The organism is Nostoc sp. UIC 10890 (assembly GCF_054786515.1).
This window is the reverse complement of record NZ_JBSGKF010000001.1, coordinates 631,751-655,643: the sequence shown is the minus strand read 5'-3', so window position 1 is coordinate 655,643 and position 23,893 is coordinate 631,751. Positions and strand designations below refer to the sequence as shown.

Sequence of the window (23,893 nt, the reverse complement as noted above, 5' to 3'; positions counted from 1 at the left end):
TTTTGGCAAAAAAATATAAATTATGAATTTACCCAAACCAATAACTGGTAATTGTATGTTTTGTGGAACAGGGTTGCACCATACCTTTGTCGATTTAGGTATGTCTCCTCCTTGTGAAAGTTATCGCAGTCTCAAACAACTTAATGAAGTTGAGCCTTTTTATCCTCTCCATGTCTATGTTTGCGAAGAGTGTTTTTTAGTTCAACTCCAAGAATACATTAGCCCAGAAAATATTTTTAGCGACTACGCTTATTTCTCCTCTTACTCTGATAGTTGGTTGCAACACGCCAATAAATACGTTGATTTGGTAGTAGAACGTTTTCAATTAAATCAGAAAAGTCAGGTAATAGAAATTGCTAGTAATGATGGCTACTTGCTGCAATACTTTGTTGGTAAAGACATCCCAGCCCTGGGAATAGAGCCAGCAGCAAATGTTGCTGAGGTAGCAATTCAAAAAGGCATTCCTACAGTTGTCAAATTCTTTGGACAGGAGACAGCCAAAGAACAGGTTGCAAAAGGCAAACAGGCAGATTTATTATTGGGAAATAATGTCCTTGCTCACACACCTTATCTCAATGATTTTGTTAAAGGGATGAAAATTATCCTCAAACCGCATGGTGTAATTACTATGGAATTTCCCCACCTGATGCGGTTAATTGAGCAAAATCAGTTTGATACTATTTACCATGAGCATTTCTCTTATTTTTCTTTCCTCACCGTCGAAAAGATTTTTGCTACTCACGGGTTGACAATTTTTGATGTAGAAGAATTAACTACTCATGGCGGTTCTTTGAGAATTTATGCTCGCCATAGTGAAGATTCTTCTAAAGCAATTAGCCATCAAGTATCAGAACTTAAATATAGAGAAGAAGCGGCTGGGTTTACACAATTAGAATACTATTTTTCCTTTGGTGAACAAGTCAAAGAAACTAAACGCAAGTTATTAGATTTCTTGATCAAAGTCAAACGAGAGGGAAAATCGATTGTTGGTTATGGTGCTCCAGGTAAGGGAAATACTCTCTTAAACTACTGTGGTATCCGCACAGATTTTCTTGACTACACAGTAGACCGTAACCCTTACAAACAGGGTCAATTTTTACCAGGAACTCATATTCCAATTTTCCATCCAGACAAAATTGCAGAAACCAAGCCTGACTATGTACTAATTTTGCCCTGGAATTTGAAAAATGAAATTATGGCACAAATAGCTTACATCCGGGATTGGGGAGGTCAATTTGTTGTGCCAATTCCTGAAGTTAATGTCTACTCTTAATTATTTTAATATTTTTTTCATCATCAAAAAGGAGGAAGTGACATGAAAGTAGTTTTATTTTGTGGTGGTTTAGGAACTAGAATGAGAGAGTATTCAGAAAGTATTCCTAAGCCAATGGTGAATATTGGTTATAGACCAATATTATGGCATGTAATGAAATACTACGCTCATTATGGGCACAAAGATTTTATCTTATGTCTTGGTTACAAGGCTGACCTAATTAAAAGCTACTTTTTAAATTACAATGAATGGTTATCTAATAATTTTAGCCTTTCACAGGGTAGCCAAATTCAGTTGTTTAACCGTGATATTCAAGATTGGAATATTACATTTGTAGATACAGGTTTGACTGCCAATATTGGTCAAAGATTCAAGGCAGTAGAAAAGTATCTAGAAGGAGAAGAAGTATTTTTAGCTAACTACAGCGATGGTTTGACAGACTTACATCTACCAACGCACATTAAGCATTTTTATCAACGTGATAAAATCGGTAGTTTTTTGTGTGTCAGACCAAGCCAAAGTTTTCACCTAGTTGACATGGATCAGGATGGCTTAGTCAGGGATCTCAAAGATGTCAAACAACGTGATATTTGGATTAATGGAGGGTATTTTATCTTTAAAAAAGAAATTTTTAACTACATTGAGAAAGGGGAAGAACTTGTCCTTGAACCTTTTCAAAGACTGATTGCCAAAGAAGAACTGATTGCATATAAATACACTGGCTTTTTTGGGGTTATGGATACGTTTAAAGAAAAGCAACAGTTGGATGATATGTATGGTCAAGGCGAAAGACCTTGGGAAGTATGGAGAGATAAACAACTAGAAGTAACCCATGTATGATCCAACTTAGCTTCAACAAGCCAGAAGAATCTGAGTACAAAATCCTTTGTCTAGGTTCTCATTGCGATGATATTGAGATTGGTTGTGGAGGCACAATCTTAAAGCTGATAGAGAATTATCAGTATGTTGTTGTCTATTGGGTTGTCTTTAGTTCCAACGAACAAAGAGCACAGGAAGCAACGACAAGTGCCAATCTTTTTTTAAAAGAAATTCCGGTCAAGAAAATTATCATTAAAAATTTTCGAGATGGTTTTCTACCTTTTCAAGGGATAGAGGTGAAGGAATGCTTTGAGCAGTTGAAGCAGGAATTTGCACCAGATATAATCTTTACTCACCATCGAGACGATCGCCATCAAGATCACCGCTTAATTTCCGATATGACTTGGAATACTTTTAGAAATCATTTAATTTTGGAATATGAGATACCTAAATATGATGGTGATTTGGGTATTCCTAATTTCTTTGTCCATTTAGATGAGTCACTTTGCCGTCGAAAAATACAATATATTTTAGAGGTATTTCCTACCCAAAATAATAAGCAATGGTTTACGGAAGATACTTTTCGCTCAATTCTCAGAATTCGTGGAATTGAATCAAATTCGCCCAGTAAATATGCTGAGGCATTTTACTGTCGAAAAATATTTTTCTAAAAAATTAGATGTTTAATTTTTCTCTCAAATTTGTAAATTCATGATATTCACCGAAACTAAAATCAAAGGGGCATTTATTATTGATTTAGAGTTGCAACGAGATATTCGGGGCTTTTTTGCTCGGACTTTCTGTATTCAGGAATTTAGGGATCATGGTTTAAAACCAACTATTGCCCAATGCAATTTATCTTTTAACTATAAAAAAGGAACGTTGCGGGGTATGCATTATCAAAAGCCTCCTTCTCAAGAAACAAAATTGGTACGTTGCATCCAAGGGGCTATTTATGATGTAATTATTGATTTACGTCTAGAATCTCCTAGCTATTTATCCCATATTGGTATAGAGTTGACCGCTGAAAATCGTCTGGCTCTCTATATTCCCGATAGGTGTGCTCATGGGTTCCAAACGCTGATCGACGAAACTGAAGTAACTTATCAAATGGGTGACTTCTACGCCCCAGAATATGCCTCTGGTTATCGTTATGATGATCCAGCTTTTGGAATTGAATGGCCGTTACCAATAAGTGAAATATCTGAGAAAGATAGGGCTTGGACTTTATTTGAACAGAAAAAGATCGAGACACATCGGGGAGTATAAAAACAGTGAATACAATCTATTTCGATGCCACTGTCAATGACGATGTGAGAAGAGATTATCTTTACAAGGGACAGCTATTTGTTTTTTCTCCCTGTCCCAGCGCGATCGCATTTTGCGAATTTGCTCGTCAAATGGTCGAGGAGGCCTTTGCACCGCTAGATCCTAGAACAGCACAGCATAATTTGCCTATAGAAGCATACGTTGAAATTTTAGCGGAACTCAAGCCAGTCTTTATTCACCACCCTGAATCTAAACAATTCATTCAAGATATCTTGAAGGAAACTGGATGTGACTTAAGGAAAACTTACTTCGATGTACCTCGCCTGAGAACTGCAACTAGTGATGGCTATCTGACATCCGGTATTGCTTACGCTTTTCATCCTCATCGTGATACCTGGTACTCGGCTCCTCCCTGTCAAATCAACTGGTGGCTTCCCATCTACGATATTACGTCAGAAAATGTCATGGCGTTTCATCCTCGCTATTGGAGTCAGCCAGTTAAGAATAGCTCAAGTGGTTATAACTACACTCAATGGAACAAAGAAAGTCGCAAAACTGCTGCCAAACACATTAAAACAGATACGCGCCAGCAACCTTTTCCAGAAGAAACTTTAGAATTAGAGCCACAATTGCGATTGGTTACAAAAGTTGGTGGTATGGTTCTCTTCTCAGGGGCGCAGATGCACTCAACAGTACCCAACACTTCAGGCTATACACGCTTCAGTATCGACTTTAGAACTGTGCATCTAGATGACGTGATTGCTCAACAGGGCGCACCAAATATTGATTCAGCCTGCACAGGAACTTCTTTAGGCGACTTCTTACGGGGTACAGACTTTTGCCGTATACCTGAATATTTGGTGACTCTCTATGACAGCCAAGTACCAACAGAAGCGATCGCTTCTAAATCTTTGACGATCGGCCATTCTGTGTTTGACATGAAATCTTAGTCAAGGAGAAAACTCATGTCTTTGATTAGCTTTAACGCTTTAAAGAAACAGTCTTTTGAAGAATCGCAGGCGTTACAACAAAAAAGTCATTCTCTGATTCCTGGTGGTTCCCATACTTATGCTAAGGGTGATGACCAATTTCCCGAAACAGCACCAGGCTTTATTGTCAGAGGTGAAGGTTGTCATGCGTGGGATTTAGATGGCAATGAATTTATTGAATACGGAATGGGGCTACGTGCTGTAACTTTAGGACACGCTTACCCACCCGTCGTAGAAGCTGCTTATCGGCAAATGCTCCTTGGCAATAATTTCACCCGACCGGCAACTATTGAAGTGGAATGTGCTGAGGAACTACTCAGTTGGATTCCTGGTGCAGACATGGTGAAATTTGCCAAAGACGGCTCAACGGTAACTACCGCAGCCATTACCCTTGCAAGAGCTTATACGGGAAGAGATATGGTTGCCATTTGCGCTGATCATCCTTTCTTTTCATACAATGACTGGTTTATTGGCAGTACTCCTATGTCTGCTGGTATTCCCCAAGTGATTCAAGATTTAACGGTGAAATTTAATTTTAATGATGTTGAAAGTTTAAAAAAGGTTTTTGCTGATCATCCAGGGAAGATTGCTTGTGTCATTTTAGAACCAGCTAAATATGAAGACCCATCCCATAATTTTCTTCATAAGATACAAAAACTCTGCCAAGAAAATGGAGCAATTTTTATCTTTGATGAGATGATTACTGGATTCCGTTGGTCTAGTGGTAATGCCCAAACTTACTACGGTGTTGTTCCTGACTTATCAACATTTGGGAAAAGTATGGGAAACGGTTTTGCTGTTTCGGCATTAGTTGGTAAACGAGAGATTATGGAGTTAGGTGGAATTTATCACGATCAAGAGCGAGTATTTTTACTCTCGACTACTCATGGAGCAGAAAATCATGGACTAGCTGCTGCGATCGCGACGATGAAAATTTTCCGACAACAAGGAGTAATTGAGTATCTATATCAGCAAGGAGAAAGATTACGCCAGGGAATTAATCAGGCGATCGCAGCTAATGAACTCCAAGATTACTTCCAAGTTGTTGGCAAAGCTTGCAATTTAATTTACGTAACTCTTGACGAAAAAAAACAATCATCCCAGGCATTTAGAACTCTATTCCTGCAAGAAACCATCAAACGAGGATTGCTCCTGCCTTCTTTAGTTGTCAGCTTTTCTCATAGTAATCAGGATATTGATCTCACAATTGATGCTATCAGTGAATCTTTAAAGGTTTATCGCAAAGCTCTAGAATCTGGAATTGAAAAGTATTTGATTGGTCGTTCAGTAAAACCTGTATTTAGGAAATATTGTTGATGAAAATACTTAATCTTAATAAGATGCTTTTGCAAAAATTTTATGAGTTTTGTAGAGTGCGTTACGCTATCGTTAACACACCCTACCTATCTTTAAAAAATTAAGCATTAGTTCTATATAAGTCTTTCTTACATTCTTAAATATATATAAACGAGGGAAATATAATGCTAAACAATAATCAATCTGTAATTGATTACAAGATGCAAACTACTTTCACAACAAGTGATATTGCTGAAGATATCTATCAACTGATAACTAAACTATATCCTATCTGTCGTAGTATTACAGGTAATGGCTTTAGAGAAACACTGAAAATTATCCAGCAATATATTCCTTTATCAATCCAGCAAGTACCGACGGGGACTGAGGTATTTGATTGGATAGTTCCGAAAGAATGGAATATTAAAGAGGCCTACATTAAAAACTCTCAAGGTAAGAAAATTGTAGATTTTGCTAACTCGAATCTACACATTGTTAATTATAGTATTCCAGTACATCAAAAGCTATCTCTTCAAGAACTCAAAGCACATTTATTTACACTTGTCGATTATCCTAATTGGATTCCCTATCGGACTTCCTACTATCAAGAAACTTGGGGCTTTTGTCTGAGTCACAATCAATATTTAGAACTAAAGGATGAAGAGTATGAAGTTTTTATTGATTCCTCCCTTGAACCAGGTCATCTGAGCTATGGTGAGTATTATATTCCAGGAGACAGTACTGATGAAGTCTTAATTTCTTGCCATGCCTGTCATCCTTCACTGTGTAATGATAATCTTTCGGGAATTGCGATCGCTACTTTTATCGCTAAATATTTAAGTCAAACTACACCAAGATATTCCTATCGATTTCTCTGGATTCCAGGAACCATTGGCTCAATTACATGGTTAGCTCTCAACGAGGCTAAAGTAAATAATATCAAACATGGCTTGGTATTATCTTGTTTAGGAGATTCAGGAAATTTTACTTACAAAAAAAGCCGTAGAGGTGACGCGGAAATTGATAAAGTTGCTGCTTATGTACTCAAAAACTCAAAACAAAATTGCGAAATTATAGATTTTTTACCCTATGGCTATGATGAGCGACAATATTGCTCACCTGGATTTAATTTAGCTGTAGGTTGCTTGATGCGATCGCCTCATGGTACTTTTCCTGAATACCACACCTCAGCAGATGATTTAAATTTTGTTCAACCCCAATATCTTGCCGAGTCATTCTTCCAATGTAATTCGATACTGGATATCCTCAATAATAACGAAATCTACTACAACAAAAATTCCAAATGTGAACCACAGTTAGGTAAAAGAGGAATATATCGGGCAGCTGGTGGTCACAAAAATAGCGAACTAAATGAAATGGCAATATTGTGGGTTTTAAATTTATCTGATGGTCACCATACTCTCCTAGATATTGCAGAAAGGTCGGGAATACCATTTGATGCGATTAAATATGCTGCTGATACATTATTAACACATGACTTGTTAACAAGTGAAAAGCAAAAATAATCACTCTGAGAAGATATTTGGAAAGTTTTAAAGTGTACTAAAAAACCTCTCTCCGTTTTGGGGCTACGGTTACACACAAGTCCTAAAAACCTATCTTGATGAACCTTTCCTCGTTTTCCTCGTTCCCATACTCTGTATGGAAATGCATTCATTGAGTCTCTGACTCAATATCTGAACATCCTCTTTCCTTATGTGCTGCGTAATAACACTTATTTCTCCTACATATTTTGATCTTATTTTTACATTTTATTTACAATTGCTGCCCGGAAAGTAGCTAAACTTTATACTCTAGGATATACTTTACCTCTTCACTATTGTTTAGAAAAATATCCTATCCAACTTCATGATTACTTGAATTAAATGTCATTACTTATACCATTGTAGTAGCAGTTTACATGATTGATATTAGAGAAGTAGTTTAAAACATAGCTTGTCTAATACATATACATGAATAAAAAATGGGCTGCTAAACGACTTACAATCAACCTCACATCAAGTGAGGCACAGAGACTTGAACAATACTGTTCAATAACGGGAAGACCCGCAACTGATGTAATTAGAGAGTTAATTCGCTCTCTTTCTTCTAAAGAGGAAAAAGCCTCTGAAAACTAGGAAATCACACTGTAAAAAAAGAAACCCAGGGTAAGTACATTTCAATTTGTGAGTGAAATATAGTCCTTAACAGTTATCAGCTAACGGTTAATCCGCATTAAAGTTAGGGGATTTCAATAAGAACACTTTCTTACAAGGTGACGCTCCGATGCCGCTAACAGAGTGGAGACTTCCTCCACTCTGACTTTTTTTTGGGATATTGTGCAATCATCTTGATACACTTGCGTAAGAAAGCGGGAAGCTGACGCAACAGTGGGAGTCTTAAACCGTGAGCTTCCCTCTGGTCGCGGCAGGAAACAGAGAGCATCAAGCAGTTTTCCTCCAGCAATAACTGCCTGATGCCTTCCTTGATAAATAGTAATATTACTGATTTTTTTTAGAAAAATTTAAGTTAGATATAGTGGCTGCCATGTATTTACTTATACTTTAGAAGTATTAAGGATTCGATCTGTAATTTAATTTATTTAATTACAAATAATGATTAGAAGAACCTTGGTTATAAATCAGCCAGAGGTAGGCAAGTTCGTGGGCAAACTGAGGATTTTTCCTGGATGTCTAACACTCAGTTTTGCGATCGCAGCAGTATTATGCAACTATCAAAATGCGATTGCCCAGACTCCCAATCCTCAGACATTACCCCCAGGTCGATTAGAGGATATTCCTGAAACTCCGTTACCATTGGATGTACTACCCAAGCCACCAGACAATAATCAATTGCTTCCATCCCCACAACTACCGAATCAGCCAATTTGGGAACAGGGTGACCCTAATACCAGATTTCGGGTTGATCGCATTGAAGTTTTGGGCAGTACAGTTTTCAAAGCAGAACAGTTTACCGCTATCACAGATCCCTTTGTGGGAAGGGAACTGACCTTTGCTGAGTTGTTGCAAGTTAGAGATGCCATCACAAAGCTATACACTGATAATGGCTATGTAACCACGGGGGCGTTGATTACACCGCAGACAGTAGAAGCTGGGGTGATCAAAATTCAGGTGATCGAAGGCACTGTGCAAGAAATCAAGATTATCGGTAATAGACGATTGCATAGTCAATACATTCGCGATCGCATCCAACTTGGTACTGGCAAACCGCTAAATATACCGCGCTTACTAGAAAAACTACAACTACTCCGTCTCGATCCGCGGATTCAAAACCTGTCAGCCGAGTTGCAAACAGGACTGCAAGTGGGAACCAACGTATTGCAGGTTGAGGTTGAAGAAGCAGAAACTTTTAAACTGACAGCAAATCTGGATAATGGGCGATCGCCAAGTGTCGGCAGTTTTCGTCGGGGAGTGGATCTGCAAGAAGCCAATTTATTGGGCTTGGGCGATACTCTGAGTGTAGGATACGCCAACACCGATGGCAGTAATACCATCAATGTCAATTACGCGCTGCCGATTAATCCCCGTAATGGCACCGTATCCTTCGGTTTTAGCCAGGGATGGAATCGCGTCATTGAAAAGCCATTCAACGTTCTTGATATCCAGTCAAATAGCCGTTCTTACGAATTGGGCTATCGGCAACCACTGCTACAAAAAACAACCCAAGAGCTAGCAATCGGGCTGTCATTTTCGCGCCAGGAAAGCCAAACTGAGTTGGGTATTGATAACATTGGCCCGTTTAAACTCTCCCCTGGTGCAGATGCGAATGGAAAAACTAATATTTCGGCTCTGCGCTTTTTTCAAGAATATACCCAACGAAGTAACCAGTATGTATTTGCGGCGCGATCGCAATTGAGCTTTGGCGTAGATTGGTTCGATGCTAATGTCAGTGATAATGAACCAGATAGCCGCTTTTTCGCATGGCGGGGACAGGCGCAGTGGGTGCGGCAATTAGCGCCAGACACTCTATTTTTAGCTAGGGGCGATTTCCAATTGGCAGCAAATTCCCTAGTACCTTTAGAGCAATTTGGTCTTGGTGGACAGCTAAGTGTACGAGGCTATCGCCAAGATGCATTACTCACAGATAATGGTCTGTTATTATCCGCAGAATTTCGATTCCCTATTGTCCGCGCTAAGAAGATTGGCGGGGTGCTACAACTGACACCCTTCATTGAAGTTGGCAAAGGCTGGAATGTTAAGGGCGAAAATCCATCACCAAGTACACTTCTTAGTACTGGGTTCGGGCTATTGTGGAAACAGGGCGATGACTTCTTAGCCCGCCTAGATTGGGGGATTCCTCTGATCTCAGTGGATGGTGAAAGGCGATCACTCCAAGAAAATGGGCTATACTTCTCGATACGCTATTCACCGTTTTGAGATCGGTTAAATACTATACCGTTTTGGGCATCCTAAATACAAAATATAAATAAAGGCTTGGCGATGAATGCGACCTCTACCAATACTTGTCGGTTAAGGGGAAAAGGGGAAAGAAAAAACCTTTAACCTTTAACCTTTAACCTTTTCCCAAACCCTATTCCGAGTTAAAAATGCACAAAGCGAGCAGTATTGCGACCTCTACTTGGTTGTTTCTGTGTGGTGGAATAGTGCCATTGATGGTAATGCCAACCTGGTGCAGCTTTGCCAATGCCCAGATAACTCCCGATGGCACATTGAATACTACTGTCTCCCAAAGCGGTAATAACTTCACCATCACCAACGGCGATCGAGTTGGTAATAACCTTTTCCATAGCTTTAGCCAATTCTCAGTTCCTACAAACGGCTCGGCATTCTTCAACAACGCCTCAGATGTGCAAAATATTTTCAGTCGCGCCACTGGAGGCAATGTTTCATACATTGATGGTTTAATTCAGGCGAACGGTAGCGCTAATCTGTTTTTGCTTAATCCTAGTGGGATTATTTTCGGCGCCAATGCTCAATTGAATATCGGTGGTTCGTTTATCGGTACAACTGCCAACAGTATTAAATTTGCCGATGGTGTTGAGTTTAGCGCGATTAATTCCCCAGCGACTCCACTGTTGAGCATCAACGTTCCCGTTGGTTTGCAAATGGGTAGCAATCCCGCATCTATAACCGTTCAAGGCACAGGACACTCCTTGAGTAATCCTGGTGGACTGCCTCTTGTGACTCAAAATCCAAGTCTTACAGAATTGCGGATACAGCCGGGAAAAACCCTAGCTTTAGTGGGTGGCAATCTGGAGTTGAAAGGGGCAACGCTCACCGCCAAGCAAGGGCAAGTAGAATTAGGCAGTGTGAGTGGTGCAGGATTGGTTAGTTTGCTCCCAACTTTACAGGGGTATACTTTGGGATATGAAGATGGGCAAAACTTTGGTGATATTCAGCTAGCAGAGCGATCGCTATTAGATATCAGTGGGGTGAATGCAGGTTCCGTTCAAATTCGGGGGCGACACATTCAATTCACCGATGGCTCTCTGGTGCTGGCACGAAATTTCGGCAATCTCCCCGGCGGCGACATTCGCCTTCAGGCTACAGAAGCGATTGATTTGATTGGCAGAACAGCTGATGGCGCAATTCCGAGTGGGGTACGTACCGAAGCTGTGGGTGTCGCAGCTAGTGGGAACATCAGTGTAATTACTCCCCGTCTTACCCTTCAGCAGGGAGGGGGGTTGAATAGCAATTCAGTTGGAGTGGCCCCCAGTGGCAATATCCACATTGATGCAACAGCAATTGAAATGTCTGGCTTCTCACCAATCAATCCAAATAGCGTTAGTACCCTTTCTACTTCTGTTTATGGTTCTGGAAACGCTGGCGATATCTCCATCAAAGCCAATAGTTTACTGGTGTCAAATGGTGCATCACTGATTTCAGCTACATTTGGTAGAGGCTCCAGTGGTAAAGTAGCAATTCGCACTAATCACACCACTGTGATGGGACAAAGCCCCGCCGGGCAATATAGCAACATTAGCTCAACTACATTTGCAACCGGAAACGCCAAAACTTTGACCCTAGATACCGCCAAGTTGCAAATTCTGGATGGGGGAGCAGTTGCGACAACGACATTTTTTGCAGGTAATGGGGGAGATATAAGCATTAACGCTACGGAATCCATCGAAATCAGTGGTCGCAGTCGGAACAATAACAGCAGTATCAACTCATCTACCACTCGACTAATTCCAATACTGCGGCAGAGATTCGGTTTGCCAGATATACTCACAGCGAATGCCGGCAGTGTGAGCATTACCACGCCGAACCTGACGGTGACAGATGGCGGAACAGTCAGTGTCACCAGTCAAGGTAGTGGAAATGGTGGCAGTCTCAACATTACAGCCAATACCATCCGATTAGACCGTCAAGGAAGCATCCAGGCACAAACAGAATCAGGTGATGGAGGTAATATCGCCTTACAAGTTGGGAAGTTGTTGCTGCTGCGTGACAATAGTGCGATCGCAGCAACAGCAGGTGGTAATGGCGATGGAGGTAATATAAACATTAATGCACCCATCATCGCTGGATTAGAAAATAGTGATATTTTTGCCAATGCAGTTCAAGGAAGGGGTGGCAATATTCAAATCACCACCCAAGGCATATTTGGTTTACAATTCCGTCCTCAACTCAGCCCAGAAAACGACATCACCGCCAGTTCGCAATTTGGCGTAAGTGGCACTGTTCAAGTTAATACTATCGGTGTTGATCCAAATTCCGGCTTAGTCGAACTACCAGCAAATGTCACCGATTCATCCCAGCAAATTGCTACAGGTTGTGCTGGCAGTGAAGGCAGTCGGTTTGTGGCAACGGGGCGGGGTGGTATGCCCCAAAATCCTAATCAGGAAGCAAGGAGCGATGTCTACGACGGGCTACGCCTACGCACTTGGTCTGATATTCGCAATTTGAACGCATATCGTCAAAATAGCCCAATTATAGCCAAAATACCAGAAACTCAAAAATCTTTTGTGCAAGCAACTTTCTGGCATCGCAACCCCCAGGGCAAAATCGAGTTAATTGCAGATAAATACCCTGCTCAGACCCAACAAGTATTAACTTGCGCTGATCTACTTACAAGTCTTAACAATGCTAGCAATAATACCATTTATGGGAACTCTAAATACAGAGTATAAAAGGAAACTTGGCCATGAGTGTGAATTCTGCTTGGTTGGGTTTAATTGGTGGAATATTGATCGGTGCGATGTGGTGTGACTTGAGCAATGCCCAAATTATTCCCGACGGAACCCTCAACACCACTGTTTCCGCAAATGGTAATAATTTCACTATTACAAATGGAAATCGTGCTGGCAATAACCTTTTCCACAGCTTCAGCCAATTCTCAATTCCCAGCAACGGCTCGGCATTCTTCAACAACCCCTCAGATATTCAAAATATCTTCAGTCGTGTCACTGGGGGGAGTGTTTCCCAAATTGATGGTTTAATTAAAGCCAATGGTAGCGCCAATCTGTTTTTGCTCAATCCTAGTGGGATTATTTTCGGCACTTATGCTCAATTGAATATTGGTGGTTCATTTGTGGGGACAACGGCGAGTAGTATTAATTTTGCCGATGGGACTCAGTTTAGTGCAGTAAATTCAGCGACAGCACCATTATTAACTATGAGTGTACCCATTGGTTTGCAACTGGGTATTTCTGCTGGTCAGATTCAGGTGCAGAGTAATGGTAATGATGGCATTGTACCTACCAGTAATTTGGGAATAGTAGCTTCTCCAGGAAAAACCATTGCCTTAGTTGGAGGAGATGTTACGTTTACAGGTGGTGTAATTACTGCTCTTGCAGGTCGAATTGAAGTGGGTGCAGTGGCTAGTGGGACTGTAAATCTGACTCCCACACCCACAGGATGGCAATTAGGTTATACACAAGTTGAAAATTTTCGAGATATAAAATTTACGGGGCGTTCTTCTCTGTGGAATCCCGATCCTGTCGGCAATCCTTTTGGGGGTATTCAAGTCGTAGGGCGAGATATTACCCTGGATCAATCCCAAATTGCCGCCGCCACAGCCGGAACTAGGCAGGGTGGTAATATTACGGTGAGTGCAGAGCGATCGCTCTTTTTGGGTGGTGTAAATCCTCAAGCTCAAGCTCCGAGCGCCTGGATTGTCAATCAGGTGGCTCCAGGAGCAACTGGGAACGGGGGAGCAGTGAAACTTCAAGCAGGCGATTTGACTTTACGAGATGGTGCAGCCATTGAAACCCTGAGTTTAGGTGCAGGAGCCGCAGGTACGGTGGAAGTGGTAGCAGATACCATTGCTGCTAGTGGTGTCGTCACTCTGCAATCTCCCTTATTTATATCTGGTACTACTAATAGCCGGATCGCCAGTCAAGTCTATGGAGCCGGAAATGGGGGAGATGTTTCTTTGGTGGCTCGAAAACTCATACTAGAAGATGGTGCTTCAGTCACAACAACCGTCTTTCCGGGGACAACTGGACGGGGTGGAAATATTTCGGTTGATGTCGCAGATGAGATTTATGCCTTACGAGTGAATTCCATTGGGTTTCAGTCCAGTGGTATTACTGCTTCCACATTTGGAATTGGTAATAGTGGAAACATCTATGTTTCTTCAGATAAATTAAATCTCATTGATGGAGGAACAATTAGCACCATTACTTCTCGCTTGTCAGGAATACCTGGTACGGGAATTGGTAACGCTGGAGATGTTACCTTAGTTGTACGTGAAGCAAGCAATTTAGTCGGAGTATCACCCATTTCTCCCTCCCAAAATAGCTTTATTGGCAGTCTCAGTACTGGCTCTGGTAATACTGGCGATGTGTTAATAACGACACCGATACTATCTATCCAAGATGGTGCTACCTTGGGAGTGATTACTGTGCCAGTGGTTGGTGGACTTGGAGACCCCAACCAGGTAACTAATCTGGGGAGCAATGGCTCTGTTACTTTAAATGTAGCCGATCGCTTAACTGTTAGCGGTATCAGTCCCATAACTGGCGGCAGTAGTGTTGTCAATAGCGCCAACTATAGCAGTGCCAAACCTGGAGATGTCACAATCACAACCAATCAATTGCTCGTTCTTAATGGTGGCATCATCAGCAACACAACTGTGGGAACTGGTGATGCTGGGACTTTGACAATTCAAGCCAATGATATTCTGATCGATGGTGAAAATAATTTCGCACTAATCGTTGCTAATGCCCCCCTTTTGGATGCCACTAATCGTAGTTTGTTTAAGCTTCCAGACTCTCCCACCGGTAACACAGGTGTTATCAACATCAGTACTCAGCAATTAACCCTCCGTAATCAAGGTATTATCAGCGTCACTCATCAAGGTATGGGTGATGCAGGAGAGTTAAATATCCAAGCTGATCGAGTTTCTCTAGACGCTGGGACAATTACTGCGACTACGGCATCTGGAAAAGGCGGTAACATCAATCTAGCATTAACCAATACACTTTTGGCTCGTAATGGGAGTCAAATTAATGTCGAAGCACGTGGTAATGGTGATGGTGGCAATATCAACATCAATGCTCCGGTGATTATTGGGTTAGAAAACAGCGATATTATTGCCAATGCTTTGAATGGTAATGGTGGCAATATTCAGATTAGTACTCAAGGCATCTTTGGCTTAAAATTCCGCGATCGCCTCACCCCAGAAAGTGACATCACTGCTAGTTCCCAATTGGGTATCAACGGTATGGTAGATATTAATAATTTCGGTGTTGATCCCAATTCTGGTTTAGTAGAACTAGCAGCAAATATAACAGACCCATCTCAGCAAATTACCGCAGGTTGTTCTGATAATAAAGGCAGCAGTTTTGTAGCGACTGGAAGAGGTGGTGTGCCGCAAAATCCAACGCAGCAAGTGACAAGCAATCGCACTTGGTCTGACATCCGCGATATCTCTGCATACCGCAAAACAGGTAATATAACTGCCCAAATAACAACCTCCCCAGAAACTCTTATTCAAGCTACTTCTTGGCATCACAACGCTCAAGGAAAAATTGAGTTAATTGCAGATAAATCCACCACCCAAATGCAAACATCCTTAACCTGTACTGCGGTTCCCAACTGAAGTCCGAGCCATTGGCATGTCTACAACAAGTTCAGTTTTCATCAAGATAACTACTAAAACTGTTGATGCTGTTCAAAGGCAATGCCATTTAGGGAATTCTATTTATATAAGTATTAATGGGAACCGAGCGATGAAAGCACCCTCTGTTTGCCGGGGTTTGATCAATGTAATGCTGACAGGTGGGATGTTCCTTTGGTGTGGCTCTGTGAGTGCCCAGGTAACTCCTGATGGCACCCTCAATACTACTGTCTCCCAAAGCGGTAATAACTTTACCATTACTAACGGTAGTGCCGCCAACAGTAACCTATTTCACAGTTTCCAGCAGTTTTCGGTTCCCACTGGCGGTTCAGCTACCTTTGATTTAGTGAACACGCCCAATATTTCTACCATCTTCAGCCGTGTTACTGGCGGTAATATCTCTAACATCGATGGCTTGATTCAGACAATTAACAGCAACAACTCCGTTAGTCTGTTCTTGATCAACCCTAGTGGGATAATCTTTGGAGCCAATGCCCAACTAAACATCGGGGGTTCGTTTATTGGTACAACTGCCAACAGTATTAAATTTGCTGATGGCGCTGAGTTTAGCACAATCAATTCTCAATCTACCCCGTTGTTGAGCATCAATGTTCCTATTGGGTTGCAACTGGGCAGCAATCCCGCACCCATCAACGTTAAAGGCACAGGACACTCTTTAATTAATCGTAGTGGACTGACTTTGGTTCCCCCGATTCAGATTCCCGGTTCTACAAAACTGCAGATACAGCCGGGAAACACCCTAGCTTTGGTAGGTGGCGACCTAGATTTAAATGGGGCAAACCTGAGCGCTGAAAAAGGGCGAGTTGAATTGGGTAGTTTAAGCAGTGCAGGATTGGTAAATCTGATACCAAGCGCACAGGGCTATACACTGGGATATGGGAATGTACAAAGCTTTGGTGATATTCAGCTGGCACAGCGATCGCTATTAGATATCAGCGGTGTGAATGCAGGTTCCGTTCAAATTCAGGGTAGGCAAATTCAATTCACTGATGGCTCTCTGGTGCTGGCACAAAATTTTGGCAATCTCCCCGGTGGTGACATTCAACTTCAGGCTACAGAGTCTATTAATCTGATTGCCAAAACAGCTGATGGCACAATTCAGAGCGGAGTGCGTAGTGATGCTTTGGGTATGGGAGCTAGTGGGAATATCAGCGTTATTACTCCCAATCTCACTATCAAGTCGGGAGCGGGGTTGAATAGCACAACTCTTGGAGCAGCTCCCAGTGGCAATATTTACATTGATGCGATCGCCATTGAACTGTCTGGCTTTTTACCCACTAATCCTGCTAACGTCACCACGTTAAACACTACTACACTAGGCACTGGAAATGCTGGTGATGTTTTCGTCAATGGTAATAGTCTACTAGTATCAAGCGGGGCCTCACTATCTTCGACTACCTTTGGTAGTGGTTCTAGCGGTAAAGTGACAATTCGTAATACCAATACCACGGTGATCGGAGAAAGCCCATCTGGACTTTACAGCAACATTAGCTCAACTACATTTGCAACCGGAAGTGCCAAAACCTTGACCCTAGATATTGCCAAATTGCAAATTTTGGATGGAGGAGCAGTTGCCACCACCGCATTTTTTGCAGGTAATGGGGGAGATTTGAGCATCAACGCTACCGAATCAATCACAATCAGCGGTCAAGGTCGGGCAACTAATAGCAGCATTAACGCCTCCACCATCCGACCCGATCCGTTATTGCGGAAACGATTTGGTCTGCCGGATAGATTAACAGCGAATGCCGGCACTGTCAGCATTACCACACCGAACCTAACGCTGACAGATAGCGGGACAGTCAGTGTCACCAGTCAAGGCAGTGGAAATGGTGGCAATATAAACATCAGTGCAGACACCATCCAATTAAAGAATCAAGGGTTTATCCAGGCACAAACAGAATCCGGGAATGGTGGTAATATTGCATTGTCCGGCAGAAACCTGTTACTTCTGCGGAATAATAGCCTGATTACCTCAACAGCTGGCGGCTCAGGGAATGGGGGTAATATCAGTATCAATGCACCCATCATCGCCGGATTAGAAAATAGTGATATTGTCGCCAATGCAGTTGTAGGTAATGGTGGTAACATCCAAATCACCACCCAAGGCATATTTGGCTTACAATTCCGTCCTCAACTCAGCCCAGAAAACGACATCACCGCCAGTTCGCAATTTGGCGTAAGTGGCACTGTTCAAGTTAATACTATCGGTGTTGACCCAAATTCCGGCTTAGTTAAACTACCAGAAAATATCACTGACCCATCGCAGCAAATTACTACAGGTTGTGCCGGCAGTGAAGGCAGTCGGTTTGTGGCAACGGGGCGGGGTGGTGTGCCGCAAAATCCCAGTCAGGAAGTGAGGAGCAATCGCACTTGGTCTGACATCCGCAATATCTCTGCATACCGCAAAACGGGTGATTTAAATGCCCAAATTCCAGCATCACCGAAGGTTCTCACCGAAGCCACAACTTGGCATCGCAACGCAAAGGGCAAAGTTGAGTTAATTGCAGCTCAACCAGTCAACATACAGCCATCTTTAACCTGTGCTGTGGTGTCAAACTAATGGTCTGTCCTATTAGTTCTGAAGGGTTATAAAAGTTTGTAGTAAGGACTTTAGTCCTGGATTTTTAAGCACTTAAGTGCTTACTACAAACCCTGCAAAATTAATGGGACAGACCACTAATCAGTCCCGATGCTGGAAATTCTAGGCAATAGTTGTTCTCAACACGACCATTTCGGGAATCTTAAGAGTATCAGTTAAAAGTAAGTATTTATGCCATGAGAGCAATGCCTAACGACAAGCCGCGAAGCGTCTACGCTTTTCTATCTGCACTCACAACAGGATTTTTGGCTTCCGGGATGGTGTTACCTGTGATACTCATTTGCAGTAGCTACGCAAATGCTCAAGTGATATCTGATAGTACTACCAACAGCCTTGTCAATCCAAACGGTAATAATTTTACTATTCTTAATGGTATTGAAAAAGGTGATAATTTATTTCATAGTTTCAGTAATTTTTCAGTACCAACTGGTGGTTCCGCTAGCTTTGATTTAATCAATACACCAAATATTACAACTATATTTAGTCGAGTTACGGGTGGAAGTGTTTCCAATATTGATGGCTTAATTCGGACTCTTAATAGCAGCAACCCCGTTAGTCTGTTTCTGCTCAATCCCAGTGGCATTGTATTTGGGCCCAATTCCAGCCTAAATATTGGGGGATCATTTGTTGGTACAACTGCCGACAGTATAATATTTGCGGACGGGTTGAAGTTTAATGCCATCGATGCCACACCGCCCTTATTAACTATGAGCGTGCCTGTTGGCTTACAATTTGGCAGCAATCCGGGAGCTATTACAGTCCAAGGGTCAGGGCACAATGCCCAATTAGGCGACTCACTTCAGGTTTCTGGACTGAACATCGGCACAAGAGGATTACAGTTGCAACCTGGAAAAACGCTAGCATTGCTGGGTGGGAATGTTGCCTTGGATGGAGGGTTGCTCTCTGCACCAGGAGGACTAATAGAACTGGGTAGCATCACTAACGGAAGCGTCGCCCTCAATTCCATCCCTCAAGGATTTGCGCTAAGTTATCCCAATGCTTCGAGTTTTGGCGATATTCAGATCAACCAACGAGCTTTAGCATCTACACGCGATCTCAGTAATGAAAGTGGAGGAGCAATCCAAATTCAGGGGAAACAGGTCAGTATCCGAGATGGTTCGCTGATATTAGTGCAAAATCGCAGCAACCAAACTGCTGGTAATATTGCAATCAATGCTACCCAGTCCGTCCAGATCATCGGCAAGTCTCCTGATTTTAAGAGTTCCAGCAGTTTAGTTAATGAAACTATATCCTCCGGCGCGGCAGGGAATATTATCGTCACCACCCCACAATTGAATATTGATCAAGGTGGGTATATCTTCAACCGTACTTTTAACACAGGGCTGGGTGGCAATATTGCACTCAATACTGGTGAAATGCGGGTCAACGGTTTTGCATTTGGCGACCCTTCTCCTTTTCGAGCAGTCAGCCAGATATTAGCCGCTTCCTATGGGACTGGGAAAGGTGGAAATGTTGCCATCTCCACTCAAAACCTGTCTATTTTAGCTGGCGGCAATATAGCAGCAAGACCCTACGCTTCAGGCAATGGCGGCGATGTCACCGTGAAGGCAGATACGATTCAGGTGACAAATGAAGGAGCGCCAAACGGTCTTTATTTTAGTCTCTTGTCTACTGCCACATTCGGGTCTGGTAACGCAGGGGATTTGAAAATCGATACCCGTACACTGTCGATTCAAGCTGGCGGCAGAGTGTCTGCTTCTAGCATAGTTTTAGGAAATGCGGGTTCACTGACTATCAATGCGTCTGAATCGATTGATGTCAATGGTGTAAAAGATGCCCAAAATCCCAGCTATATTGGTACGGCGGTTCGTCCTGTTTTTCGAGTTTCTAGGGCTAATTCCGGTAGTACCACGATTAACACCCCAGTTCTTAACATCAGTAATGGTGCAACGGTTTTTGTCCAGAATCTTGGCTCCGGTAACGCTAGCACCCTGAAGATTAATGCCAACACCCTACGACTCGACAATGGGGCAAGCATTTCAGCATCCACAAAAGCAGGCGAAGGTGGTAATATTAATTTCCAACTGCGGGATCTACTACTGATGCGTCATGGCAGTTTCATTAATGCAGAAGCTGGTGGCAGCGGTAATGGCGGCAATATTACGATCAATGCTCCGATCATTGTGGGTTTAGAAAACAGTGACATTATTGCCAATGCATTTCAAGGAAGGGGTGGCAATATTCAAATTGCAACTCAGGGGATTATCGGACTAAAGTTCCGTCCCGAACTTACTCCCGAAAATGACATCACCGCCAGTTCGCAATTTGGCGTAAGTGGCACTGTTCAAGTTAATACTATCGGTGTTGATCCAAATTCGGGTTTATTCCAACTACCAGTAAATGTCACTGACACATCGCAGCAAATTGCTACAGGTTGTACTGACAGTGAAGGCAGTCGGTTTGTGGCAACGGGGCGGGGTGGTGTGCCGCAAAATCCCAGTCAGGAAGCGAGGAGCAATCGCACTTGGTCTGACATCCGCAATATCTCTGCATACCGTAAAACGGGTGATTTAAATGCCCAAATTCCAGCATCACCGAAGGTTCTCACCGAAGCCACAACTTGGCATCGCAACACAAAGGGCAAAGTTGAGTTAATTGCAGCTCAACCAGTCAACATACAACCATCTTTAACCTGTGCTGCGATGTCAAACTAATCAGTCCCGATGCTGGAAATGGTCAATTCAAATTATTTTGATTCTAGGCAATAGTTGTTCTCAACACGACTATTTCGGGAATCTTAAGAGTATCAGTTAAAAGTAAGTATTTATGCCATGAGAGCGATGCCTAACGACAAGCCGCAAAGCGTCTACGCTTTTCTATCTGCACTCACAACAGGATTTTTGGCTTCCGGGATGGTATTACCTGCAATACTCCTTTGGAGTGGCGACGCAAATGCTCAAGTGATATCTGATAGTACTACCAACAGCCTTGTCAATCCAAACGGTAATAATTTTACTGTTCTTAATGGTATTGAAAAAGGTGATAATTTATTTCATAGTTTCAGTAATTTTTCGGTGCCAACTGGTGGTTCCGCTAGCTTTGATTTAGTCAATACACCAAATATTACAACTATATTTAGTCGAGTTACGGGTGGAAGTGTTTCCAATATTGATGGCTTAATTCGGACTCTTAATAGCAGCAACCCTGTTAGTCTGTTTCTGCTCAATCCCAGTGGAATTGTATTTGGGCGCAATTCCAGGCTAAATATTGGCGGTTCATTCGTTGGTACAACTGCCGAGAGCATAGTATTTGCGGACGGATTTAAGTTTAATGCAAACGATGCTACACCACCTCCCTTATTAACTATGAGCGTGCCCATCGGACTGCAACTCGGAGCTAATGCTGGAACAATTCGCACCCAAGGAACGCCAGCACTCAATTTCCTTTTTCGCCCCTCGCAAATATTCAAGGCTCAAACTGTGGCTTTGGTGGGTGGTGAAATCGACATCAATCAGACCAGTATTGCTAATCCAGACGGAAGATTTGAATTATGGGCATTGCGGAATGCTGAAGTTGGGTTGAATAATCAAACCGGATTGCAACTAACTAGCCCCATTTCTGCTGATTGGGGAACAATTGCACTACGCCAATCCTCGCTCATTGATACTAGTGGGATTAATGGCGGAGCAATCAACATTCGGGGGCGGGGTCTGACACTTGCTGAAGGTTCAGGAATTTCTTCTGCTACTGGTAATTTTGGCCAAGGGCAGGGTATCACTGTCAAAACCACAGAATTTGTAGATTTGTTGGGACTCTCTGCCCCAGCGAATTATGACACCCCTGGATTATTCACTAATGTATCGGGAACTGGGGCAAAAGCAGGAGACATTATCATTGAAACTGAACGTTTACGGATTCTGAATGGAGCTTGGTTGCAGTCCATTAATAATGGCTTTGCCTTTAACTTTTCGACTTTTCAGTCAACCCCAATCAAAGATGCTAGTACTGGAAATATTACTGTTCGTGCTAAAGATGTGGAAGTGAACGGATACAATCCATTTCCCTCTCCTTTTACTGGTATTGCTAATTTCCGACCTAGCGCTATTACTACTTTGGTAAATGGTGGTAACAATAATAATAGTGGCAGTATCACCATTGATGCAGATCGAGTTCATCTGCTCAACGGAGGTCGCATCAGTACAAATATCATTGGCTTTAACTTCCCTGGTTTTGAGTTCATTACTACTGGCAATGCAGGGGACATCTCGATCCGTGCTGAGAGTCTCAAAATTAAGGGGGTCACACCTTCTGGATTGACTGGTGCTGTCATCAGTGGAATTCAACCTTTTGCAGAAGGTTCAGGCGGCAATATCACTATCGACACTGGACATTTGCAAGTAGCAGATGGTGGGGCTATATCTAGTGCGTTATCAGGTACTGGCAAAGCTGGAAATATCGAGATTCATGCAAAAGATGTAGAAGTTAGCGACCCTATGATCGATAGTTTTAGCAATACAGTGAGTGGTATCACTGTTGCAGTAGCTAAGGATGCAGTTGGCCAGGGTGGAAATATTAACCTGCAAGCTGAACGCCTGCGTGTTTTCAACGGTGGACAGATCACCTCATCCAGTTTGGGTCAAGGATCTGCTGGCAGTGTCAATCTGCGAGTTAATGATATAGATGTGCAGGGCATCTCTCAGGCTTTACCCGATGGTCGAATACTACCCAGTACTATCACCGCATCCTCAGCGAATGCCTTTACTGCTCGGTCAGTGAATATCACGACTGATAGCTTGCGTGTCCGTGATGGGGCAGAAATTACCGTCAGCAATTCTGGAACAGGGGATGCGGGTAATCTCAATATCAACGCCCGTAATATCTTCTTGGATAATGGAGCAAACCTGCGGGCCGAAGTGAATGGAGGTAGCCGTGGTAACATCCGTCTTCAAGCAAGTGATTTGCTCTTGTTGCGACGCGGCAGTAACATCATCACCAATGCCCGTGGTGCTTCTACAGGAGGCAACATTGAAATCAGTGCGGGGTCTATTGTTGCTGTCCCAAAAGAAAACAGCGATATTTCGGCTAATGCTGTACTCGGACAAGGTGGCAGCATCCAAATTACCACTCAAGGTATCTTCGGATTGCAATTTCGCGACCAACTCACACCAGATAGTGACATCACCGCCAGTTCTCAATTTGGAGTGAGTGGCACTGTTCAAGTTAATACTATTGGTGTTGATCCAAATTCCGGCTTAGTTGAACTACCAGCAAATGTCACCGATCCATCCCAGCAAATTGCTACAGGCTGCGCGGGCAATGAAGGCAGTCGGTTTGTGGCAACGGGGCGGGGTGGTGTGCCGCAAAATCCTAATCAGGAAGTGAGGAGCAATCGCACTTGGTCTGATCTCCGCGATCTCTCTACACACCACAAAACTGGCAATGTAACAACACAAATATCACCATCATCAAGAACTCTTATTCAAGCTACTGGTTGGAGACGCAATGCTGACGGTAAAATTGAGTTCATTGCTGCTCAACAAGACTATATACAACCATCTTTAACCTGTGCTGCGGTGTCGAACTAATTAGTCCCAACCTTGGAAATGGTAAAGTCAA

14 protein-coding genes are annotated in these 23,893 nt (G+C 42.6%); all 14 read left to right on the top strand.

Translation table 11 applies throughout. The features are described from left to right. The first annotated feature begins 22 nt into the window (after positions 1-22). The 14 genes from ACWATR_RS02730 (at position 23) to ACWATR_RS02665 (ending at position 23,862) form a co-directional block, all read left to right on the top strand. Positions 23-1,273 (top strand): methyltransferase domain-containing protein, encoded by a 1,251-nt coding sequence (locus ACWATR_RS02730; RefSeq protein WP_460329295.1) that lies wholly within the window; start codon positions 23-25, stop codon positions 1,271-1,273. 42 nt (positions 1,274-1,315) lie between these two features. Then, positions 1,316-2,113, top strand: a complete 798-nt coding sequence (locus ACWATR_RS02725; protein ID WP_069069859.1) for a sugar phosphate nucleotidyltransferase — start codon at positions 1,316-1,318, stop codon at positions 2,111-2,113. After that, on the top strand, positions 2,110-2,763 hold the full coding sequence (locus ACWATR_RS02720; RefSeq protein ID WP_460329294.1) for a PIG-L deacetylase family protein: 654 nt from the start codon (positions 2,110-2,112) through the stop codon (positions 2,761-2,763). The genes ACWATR_RS02725 and ACWATR_RS02720 overlap by 4 nt, the downstream gene beginning before the upstream one ends. Before the next feature lie 40 nt (positions 2,764-2,803). Further along, positions 2,804-3,361, top strand: coding sequence for a dTDP-4-dehydrorhamnose 3,5-epimerase (gene rfbC / locus ACWATR_RS02715; protein WP_460329292.1), 558 nt, complete (start codon positions 2,804-2,806; stop codon positions 3,359-3,361). Positions 3,362-3,366: 5 nt separating this feature from the next. After that, positions 3,367-4,311 (top strand): hypothetical protein, encoded by a 945-nt coding sequence (locus tag ACWATR_RS02710; RefSeq protein WP_460329290.1) that lies wholly within the window; start codon positions 3,367-3,369, stop codon positions 4,309-4,311. A gap of 15 nt (positions 4,312-4,326) precedes the next feature. Continuing rightward, positions 4,327-5,667 carry a glutamate-1-semialdehyde 2,1-aminomutase gene (locus ACWATR_RS02705; RefSeq protein ID WP_460329288.1) on the top strand — a complete coding sequence of 447 codons (1,341 nt, stop codon included), beginning with the start codon at positions 4,327-4,329 and terminating at the stop codon, positions 5,665-5,667. Between the two features lie 164 nt (positions 5,668-5,831). After that, entirely contained in the window at positions 5,832-7,172 is a 1,341-nt protein-coding gene (locus tag ACWATR_RS02700) for a DUF4910 domain-containing protein (RefSeq protein WP_460329286.1), read from the top strand. Between the two features lie 447 nt (positions 7,173-7,619). Then, complete coding sequence (locus ACWATR_RS02695; RefSeq protein ID WP_084226972.1) at positions 7,620-7,784, top strand: CopG family transcriptional regulator; 165 nt, start codon at positions 7,620-7,622, stop codon at positions 7,782-7,784. A gap of 477 nt (positions 7,785-8,261) precedes the next feature. Then, a complete protein-coding gene (locus tag ACWATR_RS02690) occupies positions 8,262-10,043 on the top strand; it encodes a ShlB/FhaC/HecB family hemolysin secretion/activation protein (RefSeq protein ID WP_460329284.1) in 1,782 nt (593 codons plus the stop codon). 170 nt (positions 10,044-10,213) lie between these two features. Continuing rightward, positions 10,214-12,760 carry a two-partner secretion domain-containing protein gene (locus tag ACWATR_RS02685; RefSeq protein WP_460329282.1) on the top strand — a complete coding sequence of 849 codons (2,547 nt, stop codon included), beginning with the start codon at positions 10,214-10,216 and terminating at the stop codon, positions 12,758-12,760. 14 nt (positions 12,761-12,774) lie between these two features. Further along, positions 12,775-15,675 carry a two-partner secretion domain-containing protein gene (locus ACWATR_RS02680; protein ID WP_460329280.1) on the top strand — a complete coding sequence of 967 codons (2,901 nt, stop codon included), beginning with the start codon at positions 12,775-12,777 and terminating at the stop codon, positions 15,673-15,675. A gap of 130 nt (positions 15,676-15,805) precedes the next feature. After that, the gene (locus ACWATR_RS02675) at positions 15,806-18,277 is read left to right on the top strand and encodes a two-partner secretion domain-containing protein (protein WP_460340157.1); all 2,472 of its coding nucleotides are present in this window, start codon (positions 15,806-15,808) and stop codon (positions 18,275-18,277) included. A 224-nt stretch (positions 18,278-18,501) separates the two neighbouring features. Beyond that, positions 18,502-20,991 (top strand): two-partner secretion domain-containing protein, encoded by a 2,490-nt coding sequence (locus ACWATR_RS02670; protein ID WP_460329278.1) that lies wholly within the window; start codon positions 18,502-18,504, stop codon positions 20,989-20,991. 126 nt (positions 20,992-21,117) lie between these two features. Next, a complete protein-coding gene (locus tag ACWATR_RS02665; RefSeq protein ID WP_460329276.1) occupies positions 21,118-23,862 on the top strand; it encodes a two-partner secretion domain-containing protein in 2,745 nt (914 codons plus the stop codon). The last annotated feature ends 31 nt before the right edge of the window (positions 23,863-23,893 follow it).

Excerpts from the sequence above, each read along its gene's own strand:
- ACWATR_RS02675 (WP_460340157.1), top strand. The coding sequence starts at position 15,806 with ATGAAAGCACCCTCTGTTTGCCGGGGTTTGATCAATGTAATGCTGACA.
- ACWATR_RS02720 (WP_460329294.1), top strand. The coding sequence starts at position 2,110 with ATGATCCAACTTAGCTTCAACAAGCCAGAAGAATCTGAGTACAAAATC.
- ACWATR_RS02700 (WP_460329286.1), top strand. The coding sequence starts at position 5,832 with ATGCTAAACAATAATCAATCTGTAATTGATTACAAGATGCAAACTACT.
- ACWATR_RS02680 (WP_460329280.1), top strand. The coding sequence starts at position 12,775 with ATGAGTGTGAATTCTGCTTGGTTGGGTTTAATTGGTGGAATATTGATC.
- ACWATR_RS02685 (WP_460329282.1), top strand. The coding sequence starts at position 10,214 with ATGCACAAAGCGAGCAGTATTGCGACCTCTACTTGGTTGTTTCTGTGT.
- ACWATR_RS02665 (WP_460329276.1), top strand. The coding sequence starts at position 21,118 with ATGCCTAACGACAAGCCGCAAAGCGTCTACGCTTTTCTATCTGCACTC.
- rfbC (WP_460329292.1), top strand. The coding sequence starts at position 2,804 with ATGATATTCACCGAAACTAAAATCAAAGGGGCATTTATTATTGATTTA.
- ACWATR_RS02670 (WP_460329278.1), top strand. The coding sequence starts at position 18,502 with ATGCCTAACGACAAGCCGCGAAGCGTCTACGCTTTTCTATCTGCACTC.
- ACWATR_RS02690 (WP_460329284.1), top strand. The coding sequence starts at position 8,262 with ATGATTAGAAGAACCTTGGTTATAAATCAGCCAGAGGTAGGCAAGTTC.
- ACWATR_RS02725 (WP_069069859.1), top strand. The coding sequence starts at position 1,316 with ATGAAAGTAGTTTTATTTTGTGGTGGTTTAGGAACTAGAATGAGAGAG.
- ACWATR_RS02705 (WP_460329288.1), top strand. The coding sequence starts at position 4,327 with ATGTCTTTGATTAGCTTTAACGCTTTAAAGAAACAGTCTTTTGAAGAA.
- ACWATR_RS02695 (WP_084226972.1), top strand. The coding sequence starts at position 7,620 with ATGAATAAAAAATGGGCTGCTAAACGACTTACAATCAACCTCACATCA.
- ACWATR_RS02730 (WP_460329295.1), top strand. The coding sequence starts at position 23 with ATGAATTTACCCAAACCAATAACTGGTAATTGTATGTTTTGTGGAACA.